Consider the following 13,983-nt stretch of genomic DNA (forward strand, 5'->3'; position numbering starts at 1 on the left):
ACGAGGATCACAGGACGTGACGCTCACCGCTAAACATGTTGCATCAGGAGTTTCGCGAGGACGACGCCCCCCGCCCCGTCCTTCGCGGTCAGGACGGACAGCGGCTGCGTGATGTCCTCGAGTCCCTTCCGCGCGGCGTCGACCCCGAACACGAGTGCCACGACGCCGCCGAGGACCATCACCCCGGACCCGAGCAGGTAGCCCCAGAAGAGCGGCTCGCGCGACGACCCGTCCCCGATGAAGGCGCCGTAGACCAGCGGAGCGATCGCGCCGAAGACCTGCGCGAGGGCGAAGAAGTACGAGATCGCCTGCGACCGGAGTTCGAGCGGGAAGATCTCGCTCACCGTCAGGTAGGCGCTCGACGCTCCGGCCGACGCGAAGAAGAACGACACGCACCAGAACGCGACCTGGACGGTGGCGCTGATGGCGTCGGCGCGGAACAGGAACGCAGAGGTCGCGAGCACGAGCCCGGACACCAGGTACGTCAGGAAGATCATCTGCCGCCGACCCCAGGTGTCGAAGAACCGGCCGAGGATGAGCGGACCGAGCAGGTTGCCGATCGCGAACGGGAAGAAGTACAGGCTCGTCTGCGCGGTCTCCATGTCGAAGAAGTTCGTCAACACCAACGCGTACGTGAAGAAGATCGCGTTGTACAGGAACGCCTGCGTGATCATCATGGTCGCGCCGACCAGCGTGCGGGTCGGGTACTGCTTGAGCAGCACGCGGGCGATGGTGAGGAACCCGACGCGGTCCATCGGCGTCACGGTCATCGCCTTCGACTGCGGCACCACTTCGAGCTTCCGCCCCGACTCCCGCTCGACCTCGGCCTCGATGCGCGAGACGGTCTCCTCCGCCTCCTGCTCCTTGCCGTGGGTCATCAGCCACCGGGGACTCTCGGGGATGTGCCGACGCAGGAAGATGATCGCGATGCCGAGCACCGGGCCGAGGAAGAACCCGATCCGCCATCCGACGTCCTCGGCGAAGTGCGCGGTGTCGAGCAGGTAGATGTTCGCGGCCGCGCCGAGTGCCGCGCCGCCCCAGTAGGTGCCGTTGATGGCGATGTCGACGTGCCCGCGGTACTTCGACGGGATCAGCTCGTCGATCGCCGAGTTGATCGCCGCGTACTCACCACCGATCCCGAGCCCGGCGACGAAGCGGAACACCGCGAGGAACCAGAAGTCCTGCGCCAGGCCCGCGACGCCCGACCCGATCAGGTAGATCGCGAGCGTCAGGATGAAGAGCTTGCGTCGACCGAGCCGGTCGGACATGCGTCCGAAGACCAGGGCACCGACGACCTGGCCGACCAGGTAGACACTGCCGAGCGACGTCACGTCCTGGTTCGACAGCCCCAGGTCCGCCTTGAAGCCGGCGTTGGAGACGATCTGGATCTCGAGTCCGTCCAGGATCCACGACACCCCGAGGCCGACCACGACGCTCCAGTGGAACTTCGTCCACGGGAGCCGGTCCATCCTCGCCGGGACCAGGCTCGTGACCGTGCCGTCCCTCGTTCCGCTGGCGCTCGTCATGCGCATGCTCCTCCCGCGGCGGACGCCCTCGGCCTGCCGCAAGCCAGGACCGTACGCCTGCGCCACCGCCCGGGTTCTCGGCCGGGACGTGCGGATCGACCGCGCCCGTCGACCGGCAGGGAGGGGGGGGTCGAGCGGGGCGGAGCCGGATCCCCCCTATGTCGATCAGGCTCCGCCGCTCTGCCCTCATCCTCTCGGATGCTAGGGATCCTCACAACTCCCGGGACGCTCACACCGCTGGCCGGGAGGCCCGTGGCGGACCCCACCACGAGCCTCCCGGCCAGTAGCGTGGTCGCGTGCCGCTGCAGAACTCGTCCGACCGCATCCTCACGACCCACACCGGTTCGCTCCCCCGGACGCCGGAGCTGACCGCCCTCCTGGTGGCCCGTGACCAGGGGAAACCCTTCGACGAGCGGGCACTCCGCGAGGAGACGGCCGCTGTGCTCGCCGCGACCGTGGACGCGCAGCTCGATGCCGGGCTCGACGTCGTGAACGACGGCGAGGTCCCCCCGCGTCGGGTTCTCGACCTACATCCGCGAACGACTGACCGGCTTCGGCGGGACCGGCCACCGCAAGCCGACGCTCGACTCGGTGAAGTTCCCCCGGGTACGCCGCGTTCCAGGCGCGACAGATCGACGAGGGTGCCGAGTTCGCCCGTGTGTGGGACACCCCGGTGGCACAGGGCCTGCTGCAGTACGACGCGGAACGGACCGGGATCCGCGAGGACCTGGACGGGTTCGAGCGCGAACTGGCGCGGAACGCCGCGGCAGGACGTGTTCCTGAGGGGACCTTCATCTCCGCCGCGACGCCCGGCATCGTCGCCACGACCCTGCTGCTCGACGACGCCAACCCGCACTACGCCGACCACCGCGAGTACGTGTTCGCCCTCGCCGAGCAGCTCCGGGTCGAGTACGAGGAGATCGTCGCCCGCGGCCACGTGCTCCAGCTCGACGCCCCGGACCTGGCGATGGAGCGCGTGATCCACTTCGGCGACGCGACCCTCGACGAGTTCCTCACGGCGGTGGACCTGCACGTCGACGCCCTCAACCACGCCCTGCGGAACATCCCGAAGGAGCGGACCCGACTGCACGTCTGCTACGGCAACTGGCAGGGTCCGCACCAGGACGACGTGCCGGTCGACGTGCTGCTCCCGCACCTGTACCGGGCAGAAGTCGGGTCCTTCAGCATCCCGTTCGGCAACCCGCGGCACGCGCACGAGTTCCCGGCGTTCCGCGACCTGCCGCTGCCCGAGGACGCCGTGCTCGTGCCGGGCGTCATCGACGTGACGACGAACTACCTCGAACACCCGCAACTCGTCGCGAACCGCATCGTCGAGGCCGCCGAGGCGGTGGGCGACCCCACCCGTGTCATCGCCGGCACGGACTGCGGACTGGCGACCTTCGCGAGCTACGAGTTCGTCGCGTCGGACGTCGCGTGGGCGAAGCTGCGCGCGCTCACCGAGGGCGCCGAGATCGCGTCGCGCCGCCTGTTCGGCTGACCCCGCTCCGGCGGACGCGGCCCGCGACCGGAGGGTCGCCAGCGTCGGCGGGCAGGCGTACCGTGGCGCCCGTGAACCGACCTGACATCTCCACGGTCGGCGAGCTCCGCGCTGCTGGGCACGTCCAGAAGTCGGTCCGCGCCGAGATCCGCGACAACCTGCTGACCGCCCTCCGCGAGGGCCGCAACCCCTGGCCCGGCCTGCACGGCTTCCGGACCACCGTCATCCCGCAGCTCGAGCGCGCCCTCATCGCGGGGCACGACGTCGTCCTGCTCGGGGAGCGCGGCCAGGGCAAGACCCGACTGCTCCGCACGATGAACGGCCTGATGGACGAGTGGACGCCGGTCATCGCCGGGTCCGAGCTCGGCGAGCACCCGTACGAACCGATCACCACGGCGAGCATCCGTCGTGCGGAGGACCTCGGCGACGCGCTGCCGGTCTCGTGGGTGCACCGCGACGAGCGCTACGTCGAGAAGCTGGCGACGCCGGACACCTCCGTCGCGGACCTCATCGGCGACGTCGACCCGATGAAGGTCGCGGAGGGCCGCAGCCTCGGCGACCCCGAGACCATCCACTTCGGTCTCATCCCGCGCGGACACCGGGGCATCGTCGCGATCAACGAGCTGCCCGACCTCGCCGAGCGCATCCAGGTCGCGATGCTCAACGTGATGGAGGAGCGGGACGTCCAGATCCGCGGGTACGTCCTCCGGCTGCCCCTCGACGTGCTCATCGTCGCGAGCGCGAACCCCGAGGACTACACGAACCGCGGCCGCATCATCACGCCGCTCAAGGACCGCTTCGGTGCGGAGATCCGCACGCACTACCCGATCGAACTCGAGGACGAGATCGCGGTGATCCGGCAGGAGGCGCAGCTCACCGCCGACGTCCCGGACCCGCTCGTCGAGATCCTCGCCCGCTTCACCCGGGCGCTCCGCGAGTCGAGCGCCGTCGACCAGCGCAGCGGCGTCAGCGCCCGCTTCTCGATCGCCGGGGCGGAGACCGTGTCGGCGGCGGCCGTGCACCGCGCCGCCCGACAGGGCGAGCCCGAGGCGGTCGCCCGTCCGATCGACCTCGAGACCGCGGTCGACGTGCTCGGCGGCAAGATCGAGTTCGAGTCCGGGGGAAGAGGACCGCGCCGACGAGGTGCTCGAACACCTGCTCCGCACGGCGACCGCGGAGACCGTCCGCTCACGCTTCCGCGGGCTCGACTTCGGTGTCCTCGTGGACGCGCTCGAGGCCGGCACGATGGTCACCACGGGCGAGCAGGTCAGTGCACGGGACTTCCTCGCCGGTCTGCCGTCGCTCGGCGAGTCCGACCTGTACGACCAGATCGGTGAACGCGTCGGTGCCACGAACGACGGCGAGCGGGCGGGCGCCGTGGAGTTGGCGCTGGAGGGGCTGTTCCTCGCCCGGCGCATCAGCAAGGAGTCCGGCGGGGGGCGAAGCAGCGTATGGGATCTGACGTCGTGGGCCCGAACAGCGGTGGGGTGTCCCGTGGCTAGTCGACTGAACCGTCGTCTCAGCCGGGACAGCCGCTACGGCAAGTACGAGGGCGGGCCGGATCCCCTGGCACCGCCCGTCGACCTCGCCGAGGCGCTCGACGCCATCGGTGAGGACGTCATGGCCGGCACCTCCCCCCGAGCGCGCGATGCGGGAGTTCCTCCGCCGCGGTGGTCGCACGCAGCGCGGGCTCGACGACCTGGCTCGGCTCGTCGCCGAGAAGCGCCGCAAGCTCACCAGCGAGAACAACCTCGACGGCACGCTGCAGGAGGTCAGACGGCTCCTCGACGAGGCCGTTCTCGCCGAGCGCGGACAACTCGCGCGTGACACCGCGATGGACGACGGCGACCGCGCTCTCGCCGAACTCCAGCTCGACAGCCTGCCGCCGTCGCCCGCCGCCGCGGTGAACGAACTGCACGGCTACGACTGGAAGAGCCCCGCGGCACGCCAAAAGTACGAGCAGATCAAGGACCTGCTCGGCCGGGAGATGCTCGACCAGCGCTTCGCGGGCATGAAGCAGGCGCTCGAGAACGCCACCGACGAGGACCGGGCCGCGGTCGCGCAGATGATGCAGGACCTCAACGACCTGCTCGACGCGCATCGCCGCGGCGAGGACACGCAGGAGCAGTTCGACGCGTTCATGCGGCAGCACGGTGACCAGTTCCCGAGCAACCCCCAGGACGTCGACGAGCTCCTCGACGACCTCGCCGCCCGCGCCGCCGCCGCCCAGCGGATGCGGAACTCGATGACACAGGAGCAGCGCGACGAACTCGACGCCCTCGCCGAACAGGCGTTCGGCTCGCCGGCGCTGATGGGCGCGCTCTCCCGACTGGACGAGAACCTCCGCGCGCTGCGCCCCGGCGAGGACTGGGGCGGGTCCGAGGGCATGGACGGCGAGCAGGGCCTCGGGCTCGGCGACGGCACCGGGATCTTCCAGGACATCGCGGACCTCGACGCCCTCGCCGACCAGCTCGCGCAGGTCGGTCCGGGCTCCGAACTCGACGACCTGGACCTCGACGCCCTCGCGCAGCAGCTCGGCGACCAGGCCGCCGTGGACGCCCGCACCCTGCAGCAGCTCGAGAAGGCGCTGCGGAACTCCGGGTCGATGCGCCGCGGCACGGACGGGCAGCTCCGGCTCACCCCCAGGGCCATGCGGCAGCTCGGGAAGAGCCTGCTCAAGGACGTCGCCGAGCGGATGTCCGGTCGGCAGGGCGCGCGTGACCTCCGCCGGGCCGGAGCCGCCGGTGACCGTTCGGGCTCGACGCGTCCGTGGGAGTTCGGCGACACCGAGCCGTGGGACGTCACGCGCTCGATCACGAACGCCCTGACCAGGACCGCGGGCGACGGAGCGCGGACCGGTGCCGGTGTGCGCCTGCAGATCGAGGACGTCGAGGTGCAGGAGACGGAGGCCCGCACGCAGGCCGCCGTCGCGCTGCTCGTCGACACCTCGTTCTCGATGGCGATGGAGGACCGGTGGGTCCCGATGAAGCGGACCGCACTGGCCCTGCACACGCTCATCTCCACCAGGTTCCGCGGGGACGACCTGCAGCTCATCGCCTTCGGCCGCGAAGCCGAGGTGATGGACGTCGAACAGCTCGTCGGCCTCGACGCGATGTGGGACAAGGGGACGAACCTGCACCACGCCCTGCTGCTCGCGAACCGCCACTTCCGGAAGCACCCGAACGCGCAGCCGGTCCTGCTCATCGTCACCGACGGCGAGCCGACGTCGCACCTCGAGCCGAACGGGCAGGTGTACTTCAGCTACCCGCCGGACCCGGTGACCATCGCCCTGAGCGTCCGTGAGTTGGAGAACGCCCACCGTCTCGGCGCGAAGACGACGTTCTTCCGCCTCGGTGACGACCCCGGTCTGGCGCGCTTCGTCGAGGGCATGGCCCGCCGGGTCGACGGCACGGTGACCGCGCCGGAGAACGAGAACCTCGGCGTCGCGGTGGTCGGCTCCTACCTGGGCGCCAGACGCGGGTCCGGCTCGGCCTCCGGCGACGACGGGCTGTGGGGCAGCGCCTTCGGGCGCTTCGCCTGAGCGGCGACGGGACCGACAGGTGCCGGCTGCCGGCCGGGAGGCGCGCCTCCCGGCCGGCGACCGGCCCGCGTCAGAAGACCGGCCAGGGCACGGCCGGACCGTACCCGTCCGGCGGCGGGAACGCCCGCACCGCGGCGAGCGCGGCGCACCGCCCGCGGAGGGCGGAGAGCTCGTCGTCCGTCAGGTGCTCCCGGAGGGTCTCGCCGAGCTCGCCGCGCAGCGCCTCGGACAGCCGCTGGAGCCCGGCGACCTCGTCGTCGGTGAGCGGCTCGCCGATCCATCCCCAGAGCACGGTCCGGAGCTTGTGCTCGGCGTGGAAGGTCAGACCGTGGTCGACGCCGAAGCGGTGACCGTCGGGCATCGCGAGGACGTGACCGCCCTTGCGGTCCGCGTTGTTCGTGACCACGTCGAAGACCGCCATCCGCCGGAGCACGGCCGTGTCCTCGTGCACCAGGGTGACCGCCTGGTCGTTCTCGTCGACGGCGTCGAGCACCTCGCGCACGGTCCCCTCGGCGAGCGCGGCCGCGGCCTCCTCGCTCGGGAGCAGGTCGACGGCGTCCTGCGCCGGGTCGATGTCCTGCCACCGCTGGACCATGCCGGGACCGAAGGGGCCGTCCCCGAGCCAGGTCGGCGGGACGACGTTCCACCCGAGGGCCTCGGAGACCAGGTAGGCGGACACCTCGCGGCCGGCGAGCGTGCCGTCCGGGAAGTCCCACAGCGGCTTCTCGCCCTCGATCGGCTTGTACACGACGTTCTCGCCGTCGAGCCGGGCGATGAAGGTGGCGTTCGACGCTTCGCGGATGCGTCCGGTGATCCGGAGCTCTCCCGGTGCGCTCGGCACCACGGCGCTGGCGGCGTCGAGGCCGGTGGAGCCGTCACCGCTGCCGCGCTGGACCGTCATCCGAGTTCGGGCGGGTTCGGCCGACCGGCTGCGACGACCTCCCGGGTCCGCTCGACGAACGCACGAGCGGTCCCGACCGGGATCTTGACCTGCAGGAGTTCGGTCGGCTCGGGGGAGTTCGACGACCGCTTCGGCCTCGTCGCCGTCGCCGGTGGTCTCGGTAAAGACCTCGAGGTCCTCCTCGATCGGGTAGGCCTCGATGACCACCTGCGCGGTCGCGGGGTCGAACCCGAGGCTCAGGGCACCGGCGCGGAACTCGGGCTCGACCGGTTGGTCGAGGGGGGTCGCCGTCACGGAGTTCGGCGGGTGCGGCGTCGGGGACGCTGAAGCGGTTGTCCTCCACCGTCGCGACCTCGTCGAGGAGTTCGTCGATCTTGTCGGCGAGGACGGCCGACTGTTCCTTCTCGATGGCGACGCTCACGACGCGGCGGCCGTCTCGGGCCTGGATGTAGAACGACCGCTCGCCCGGGAGCCCGATCGTTCCGACGACGAGTCTGTCCGGCCAGTCGAAGCCGTGGACGATGGGGGGGCATACCCGCATTGTAGGAGCGACCGCCTCCGTCCGTTCAGGGAGTCGGTCGCTCGGTGTCCTCGTGCCCCGCGCCGCCACCGACCGGTGCGTCCCCCCGTCGGCGCCGCTGCCCGTGCCAACCACGAGAGGTCACCCGACTCGGTGTTCGTCGCGACGACCTCGGGCCGCTGCTCGCCGTACCGGACGATCGACACCGAGGCCGGCCCGACGGCGATGCGCTGGAAGAGGTCGAGGTGCATGCCGAGCGCGTCGGCGAGGACGGACTTGATGATGTCGCCGTGGCTCACCGCGACCCAGACCGCGTGCGCGCCGTGCTCGGCCTCGATCTGCGCGTCGAGGCGCCGGACGGCCGCGACCGCTCGGGACTGCATGGTCTGCATCGACTCCCCGCCCGGGAAGACCACGGCACTCGGGTTCGCCTGCACCACCCGCCAGAGCGGCTCCTTCGCGAGGTCGCTGATCGCCCGGTTCTGCCAGTCGCCGTAGTCCGCCTCGATGATGCCCCGCTCGACGAGCTGCTGCGGCTCGCCCGGCTGGAACGCCGTGATCGCGCGGGCCGTCTGTCGGCAGCGCTCCAGCGGACTGGACACGACCGCGGCGAGGGGCACCGCGGCGATCCGCTCGGCGGTCGCAGCTGCCTGGCGCTTGCCGACGGAGTCGAGGGCGACGCCGGCGGTCCGGCCCGCGAGGAGTCCGGTCGCGTTCGCGGTGGTGCGCCCGTGCCGGACGAGGAGGACGGTCGCCATGGGGACGATCCTAGGCGCGCCCGACGGTGCGACCAGCGGACAGGCACGTGCGCGCGATCCGCGGACCCGCGAGAATCGAGGTGTGTTGGTCTCCATCGTCTACATGAGCGTCGCGACGCACGAGTTCCGGGAGGACGAGCTCGCCGAGATGCTCGCCGGTGCACGCCTGCGCAACGAGGCGCTCGGCGTCTCCGGGCTGCTCGTCGTCAAGGGCGGCCGGTTCATGCAGCTCCTGGAGGGCCCGGCGTGGAGCGTGGACGACCGGTTCGCCGCGATCGAGCGGGACCCGCGCCACCACACGATCCGGTCGTTGATCCGTGAGGACATCGAGCACCGCCGGTTCGACGGCTGGTCGATGGCGTACCGCGGCCTCGACGACGCCGACATCGCGGCCGAGGAGGGCTTCAGCCCCTTCCTGTCCGGCACGCTCGAGTTCGCGCCGTCCTTCGACCGCACCAGCGCCGCCTGGCTCCTGAAGTGGTTCCGCGACCGGGACCTGGTCGAGGACTGACACCTCCCGTCCACAGGTCTGCACTGTCCACCGCGACGCGCTCCACCGCGGCGCGCTCACCGTTCTGTCTGTACGGTCGGCGACATGCCGTTCTTCCGTTCCACCCCAGCCCCGCCCGCGACTCCCCCCGACGGAGCCGTTGACCGGCGCGCGGGCCGCGTGGTCCGATTCGTTCGGCAAGCTCGCGACCCGGTGCCTCCAGGTCATCATCATCCTGGTCATCGTCGCGGGCATCGTGTACGCGAGCCAGGTGCTCAGCGTCGTCACGATCCCGGTGCTCCTCGCGCTCATCATCGCCTCGGCCATGCACCCGGTCGTGTCCTGGCTCCGTCGGCACGGCTTCCCGTCCGTCTTCGCGACGCTGACGGTGCTCCTCGGTGTCCTCGTCGTGCTCGGACTGCTCGGCTACCTGATCGTCGTCGCCGTCGAGAACCAGTGGTTGAGCCTGCAGAAGTCCGCCGTGCAGGGGTTCCAGCAGCTGCAGGACTTCAGCACGACGTTGCCGTTCGCCATCTCGGATTCGCAGGTCGACGACGCGGTCAACACGGCCACCGACTTCGTCACGAGCGCGCAGTTCGGCTCGGGCGCACTCGCCGGTGCCTCCGCCACCGCGAACTTCCTCACCGGCCTCGTGCTGATGATCGTCGTGTTGTTCTTCTTCCTCAAGGACGGGCCCCGCATCTGGGAGTTCCTGCTCCGTCCCTTCACCGGCGCCTCGTACACCCGCGCCCGCCGCGTCGGTGACCGCGTCGTCTCCACCCTGGGCGGCTACGTCCGTGGCACCGCCACCGTCGCGGCAGTCGACGCGATCGGTATCGGCGTCGGCATCGCCATCGTCGGTGTCCCCCCTCGCGCTGCCCCTGGCCGTCATCGTGTTCATCACGGCGTTCATCCCGATCGTCGGCGCCACCGCGGCGGGCATCCTGGCCGCGCTGGTCGCCCTCGTCGCGCTCGGTCCGGTCCAGGCGCTGTTCGTCATCGGCATCGTCGTGGTCGTCAACCAGCTCGAGGGCAACTTCCTCCAGCCGGTGCTCATGGGCAAGACGCTCCGCCTGCACGGTCTGGTCATCCTGATCGGCCTGACCGCCGGCACCGTCCTGGCCGGCATCACCGGCGCGATCATCTCGGTGCCGCTCCTCGCCGCCGCATGGGGTGCGGTGAAGGTCTGGGACGGCCCGGACCTGGCCGCCGAGCCGTGGCGCCAGAAGCGTTCCGAGGACGTCGAGGACCACGAGCGCGCGAACAAGCGCGCGAAGCGTCGCGAGAAGGCACAGAAGGCCCGCACGGAACGCCGCGAGAAGGCGGAGAAGGCCCGCGCGAAGCAGGCCGCGAAGGCCGCCAAGGCGGGCTGACGCCGCCACCGGCTCCGGACAGGAGGCCCGGACCAGCCCGCCGGGGCCGGTCCGGGCCTCCTGTGCTTCCGCGCTCTCGCCCGTCGTGCTCACTCTCGCGGCTGCACGATGCGTGCCGTCGGTCGCGATGGTCGCGCCCGAGGCGTCGGTGTCAGACCGGCGGGCAGGCGAACGAGCGGTCGACGACCGCCAGCAGGCGGGCGCGGTGGGCCGGGGCCACGCAGGCGTGGGCGAGCACGCGCCACATCGTCCCGACGGCCGGGAGCAGGTCCGTCCGGGCAGCACGGACGTCCGAGACGAGCTGCACGCCGGTGAACCACGGCACGACGGTGGCGCCGAGCGCATCGGCGCTGACGGTCGAGTCGACCTCGCCCGCGGCGACGGCGAGCCGGAAGACGTCGACGACGCTCGCGATCCACTGGTCGTAGAAGGCGGAGGTGGCGCCGGAGAAGACGCGGTTCTCGAGCGAGAGCCGGATGCCGGCACGCACCACGGGGTCCTCGAGCAGGAGCCCGGCGATCGTCCGCGACGCCACGACGAGTCCGCCGAGCGGTGAGGGGTCGGCGAACGTGACGGCGGCGAAGGTCCGGGCGTTCTGCTCGTCGATCACGCCGAGCGCGATCGCCTGCTTCGTCCGGAAGTGGAAGTGGATCGCGCCCTGGCTGACCCCGGCTGCCTTGGCGATCCCGGCGATGCTCGCGGCGCCGAATCCCTCCCGGTCGAACTCGACGGCCGCCGCGTCGAGGATCGCGGTCCGGCGGTCGGTCCCGCGTCCGGGCACGGAGGTCGGCATCGTCATGGTCTTCGTTCCCCCCGTGGTCCCTGGTGCTGGGCGTGGACAGAACGACCGGTGCACGCCTGTGACAACGTTACCGCGGAAGCGAAGACTCCTCACACCACTGACTGCGGCGGTGCCTCCTGCGTCAGCGCCGCGAGCAGCCCGAGCCGCTCGGCGCTCTCGCTCCCCGGGTCCGCGTAGTAGAGCACGAGGACGAGGCCCTCGACCGGCAGCTTGTCCCGGTGCAGGTGCAGCTCGCCGACGACCGGGTGCTCGACCGTGACCGACCCGCCCTCGAGCGCCCGGACGTCCTGACGCGCCCAGAGCTGCCGGAAGCGTCCGCTCGCGAGCGACAGCTCGCCCACGAGTTCGACGACCCGCTGGTCCTGCACGTCGTCCGCGACCGACCGCCGGAACGCCCCGACGAACTGCGCGACCGCACGGTCCCAGTCGCGGTGGAACGCCCGCTCCTCGGGGTCGAGCAGCAGCGACCGCAGTCGGTTCGCACCGACCCGGAGTCGGGGCGAGAACGCGGTCGCGAGGTCGTTCGCCGCCAGGACGTCGAACGCGCGCCCCTCGATGAACGCGGGGACGTCGACCGCGGCGAGGAGTGCGTGCAGCCGTGCGGGGACCCGCTCGGCGCTCCGGCGGGGTCGACTCCGGCGGACGGGCTCGGCGAGGTGCCGGAGGTGCGCCTGTTCGACGTCGTCGAGCCGGAGCACGCGGGCGAGTGCGTCGAGGACCTGCGGCGACGGGTGGGTGTCCCGACCCCGCTCGAGTCGCAGGTAGTAGTCGGTGCTGACACCCGCGAGCATGGCGACCTCCTCGCGGCGGAGGCCCGGCACGCGGCGGAGCCCGCCGCCCGGGATGCCGGCCTGCTCGGGTGTCACGAGCCCACGTCGTGCCTGCAGGTACGCGCCGAGCAGGTTCGTCGGGGCGTCGTCCGGGCCTCCGCCTGCGGTCATGCGGCCGTCCCGGTCCGGCCGGGCAGCGTCGCGAGCGCGCGCGACCGCTGCGCGACGAGGTCGTCGTAGGTGCCGTCGCGTTCCGCCCACCGGTGCATGAGGACACCCTGCACCAGGACCTCGTGCGGCGTCGGGTCCTGTGCCAGGAGCGTCATCACCTCGGCGCCGAACGCCCCGAGGTCGAGCGCGTTCGGGTTGCTGGTCCCCATGCTCGTGGCGACCGCCGGCGGCACGAGCTCGGCGACGTCGACACCCGTCCCGGCGAGCTGTGCACGGAGTGCCTCGCTGTAGGCGTGGACGGCCGCCTTCGAGGCACCGTACGAGGCCATGAGCGGGAAGGGCAGGAAGCCGATGCCCGAGCTCACGGTGACGATCGTGCCGCTCCCCTGCGCGAGCAGGTGCGGGGTGAAGGCGTCCACGACCCGGATGGTGCCGAGCACGTTGACGTCGATCGTCCGCTCGGCGTCGGCGAAGTGCGCCGGGTCGCGGAGGTCCTCGGGGGAGCCCGATGCCGGACATCGTGACGACGGTGTCCAGATCGGGCAGGAGGTCGAGCACGGAGTCGCGTGCGGCTGCGACCGACGCCGTGTCGGTGACGTCGACCGCCACGGTACCGAAGCCCTCGGCACGGAGCTGGTCGAGCAGGTCGGTCCGGCGGCCGCCGATGACGACCGAGCTGCCGGCGTCCCGGAAGCGCCGGGCGAGTTCGAGGCCGATGCCGGAGGTGGCACCGACGATGACGACTGAGCGAGTGGTGATGTCCATGCCTCGACGCTAGGTCGACGCTGCGGACGGTCCCGGGGCCCCCCGGAGGACCTGTCAGGGCTGACGGACGGGGAACGGTGCGGAGGGTGTGGGATTCGAACCCACGAGACATCTCTGCCCACCTGTTTTCAAGACAGGCTCCATCGGCCACTCGGACAACCCTCCGTGACGCGACCACGTGGCGAGACGTGACCGCGTCCCGAGCAGTCTACCGGGCCTCCCGTCCGGCGGCGGAGCGCCCGCGCGCGCCTCAGCGGGGCAGGGTGTCGAGCGCCGCCGCGAGCCCGTCGTCCGTGACGCCACCGGTGATCTCGCTGCCGGCGTCGACGACGTCGTCCGGCGCCTGCCCCATCACGACACCACGGCCGGAGGTCGAGGCCCACCGCAGCATGTCGATGTCGTTGCGTCCATCACCGGCCGCGAAGACACGGGAGCGCGGGATGTCGAGCCACTCGCGGACCCGCTCCATGGCGGTCGCCTTCGTGACACCCTCCGGCGCGATGTCGAGCCAGGCCGTCCAGCCGACGGTGTACGAGACCTTGTGCAGGCCCATCCGGTCGACGATCTGCAGGAACTCCTCGAGCCCGTGCTCCGGGGAGATGACGACGACGCGGGTGGCGCGGACCCCGAGCAGCTGCTCGAAGTCGACGTGGTCGCCGGACCCGGTCATGGTGTCGTCGGGGAAGTCGCCGGACAGCAGGTAGTGGCCGGTCTCGTCCTCGACGCCGTACGCACCGTTCTGCAGGGCCCCGCGGATGGTCTGCAGGACCTCGGTCGGGTCGAAGGTCTCGACGTGGACGCGCTCGTACGCGCCGTCGGGGGGTGCGCTCGAGCGTGAGCGCGCCGTTCGCACAGACGAGGTACCGCG

The 13,983-nt window shown here is 71.4% G+C and carries 10 protein-coding genes, 1 tRNA gene and 5 pseudogenes; 6 read left to right on the forward strand and 10 right to left on the reverse strand.

The annotated features are described in order from the left end of the window. Positions 1 to 29: 29 nt before the first annotated feature. Positions 30 to 1,526, reverse strand: coding sequence for an MFS transporter (locus DEJ15_RS15430; protein WP_284175233.1), 1,497 nt, complete (start codon positions 1,524 to 1,526; stop codon positions 30 to 32). 658 nt (positions 1,527 to 2,184) lie between these two features. Between DEJ15_RS15430 and DEJ15_RS15435 the strand changes: the two genes are divergently transcribed. From DEJ15_RS15435 to DEJ15_RS15445, 3 genes and pseudogenes are all read left to right on the forward strand, one after another. Further along, the gene (locus tag DEJ15_RS15435) at positions 2,185 to 3,024 is read left to right on the forward strand and encodes a uroporphyrinogen decarboxylase/cobalamine-independent methonine synthase family protein (protein ID WP_284175234.1); all 840 of its coding nucleotides are present in this window, start codon (positions 2,185 to 2,187) and stop codon (positions 3,022 to 3,024) included. Between the two features lie 71 nt (positions 3,025 to 3,095). Then, positions 3,096 to 4,455: pseudogene (locus DEJ15_RS15440) on the forward strand (MoxR family ATPase); the annotation flags it as partial. A gap of 63 nt (positions 4,456 to 4,518) precedes the next feature. Next, positions 4,519 to 6,565 (forward strand): annotated as a pseudogene (locus DEJ15_RS15445) (vWA domain-containing protein). A gap of 70 nt (positions 6,566 to 6,635) precedes the next feature. Here the strand turns inward: DEJ15_RS15445 and DEJ15_RS15450 are convergent. From DEJ15_RS15450 to DEJ15_RS15470, 3 genes and pseudogenes are all read right to left on the reverse strand, one after another. Then, on the reverse strand, positions 6,636 to 7,409 hold the full coding sequence (locus tag DEJ15_RS15450) for an SCO1664 family protein (protein WP_502866175.1): 774 nt from the start codon (positions 7,407 to 7,409) through the stop codon (positions 6,636 to 6,638). 53 nt (positions 7,410 to 7,462) lie between these two features. Next, a pseudogene (locus tag DEJ15_RS19750) lies at positions 7,463 to 7,989 on the reverse strand (DUF3090 domain-containing protein). Beyond that, positions 7,884 to 8,744, reverse strand: a complete 861-nt coding sequence (locus DEJ15_RS15470; protein ID WP_502866121.1) for an MSMEG_4193 family putative phosphomutase — start codon at positions 8,742 to 8,744, stop codon at positions 7,884 to 7,886. Before DEJ15_RS15470 ends, DEJ15_RS19750 begins: the two are co-directional and overlap by 106 nt. Positions 8,745 to 8,826: 82 nt before the next feature. On the opposite strand from DEJ15_RS15470, the gene DEJ15_RS15475 reads away from it, so the two are divergent. From DEJ15_RS15475 to DEJ15_RS18970, 3 genes and pseudogenes are all read left to right on the forward strand, one after another. Further along, positions 8,827 to 9,255 carry a BLUF domain-containing protein gene (locus DEJ15_RS15475; RefSeq protein ID WP_146243648.1) on the forward strand — a complete coding sequence of 143 codons (429 nt, stop codon included), beginning with the start codon at positions 8,827 to 8,829 and terminating at the stop codon, positions 9,253 to 9,255. A gap of 250 nt (positions 9,256 to 9,505) precedes the next feature. Beyond that, positions 9,506 to 10,039 (forward strand): annotated as a pseudogene (locus tag DEJ15_RS18965) (AI-2E family transporter); the annotation flags it as partial. A 55-nt stretch (positions 10,040 to 10,094) separates the two neighbouring features. Beyond that, on the forward strand, positions 10,095 to 10,607 hold the full coding sequence (locus tag DEJ15_RS18970; RefSeq protein WP_349814739.1) for an AI-2E family transporter: 513 nt from the start codon (positions 10,095 to 10,097) through the stop codon (positions 10,605 to 10,607). 151 nt (positions 10,608 to 10,758) lie between these two features. Here the strand turns inward: DEJ15_RS18970 and DEJ15_RS15485 are convergent, their stop codons facing one another. The 6 genes and pseudogenes from DEJ15_RS15485 to DEJ15_RS15510 form a co-directional block, all read right to left on the reverse strand. Beyond that, entirely contained in the window at positions 10,759 to 11,406 is a 648-nt protein-coding gene (locus DEJ15_RS15485; protein WP_110825994.1) for a ScbR family autoregulator-binding transcription factor, read from the reverse strand. A 92-nt stretch (positions 11,407 to 11,498) separates the two neighbouring features. Next, positions 11,499 to 12,350 carry a helix-turn-helix transcriptional regulator gene (locus DEJ15_RS15490; protein WP_110825993.1) on the reverse strand — a complete coding sequence of 284 codons (852 nt, stop codon included), beginning with the start codon at positions 12,348 to 12,350 and terminating at the stop codon, positions 11,499 to 11,501. After that, on the reverse strand, positions 12,347 to 12,790 hold the full coding sequence (locus DEJ15_RS15495) for an SDR family NAD(P)-dependent oxidoreductase (RefSeq protein WP_284176236.1): 444 nt from the start codon (positions 12,788 to 12,790) through the stop codon (positions 12,347 to 12,349). Before DEJ15_RS15495 ends, DEJ15_RS15490 begins: the two co-directional genes overlap by 4 nt. Before the next feature lie 121 nt (positions 12,791 to 12,911). Continuing rightward, positions 12,912 to 13,115, reverse strand: a pseudogene (locus DEJ15_RS15500) (SDR family NAD(P)-dependent oxidoreductase); the annotation flags it as partial. 80 nt (positions 13,116 to 13,195) lie between these two features. Beyond that, positions 13,196 to 13,280 (reverse strand) — tRNA-Ser (locus DEJ15_RS15505). An 85-nt stretch (positions 13,281 to 13,365) separates the two neighbouring features. After that, positions 13,366 to 13,968: an HAD family hydrolase gene (locus DEJ15_RS15510; protein WP_349814740.1), complete on the reverse strand. Its 603-nt coding sequence runs from the start codon at positions 13,966 to 13,968 to the stop codon at positions 13,366 to 13,368. Positions 13,969 to 13,983: the final 15 nt, after the last annotated feature.

It is taken from the genome of Curtobacterium sp. MCJR17_043 (assembly GCF_003224315.2).
In the GTDB taxonomy this organism is placed as follows: Bacteria; Actinomycetota; Actinomycetes; order Actinomycetales; family Microbacteriaceae; genus Curtobacterium.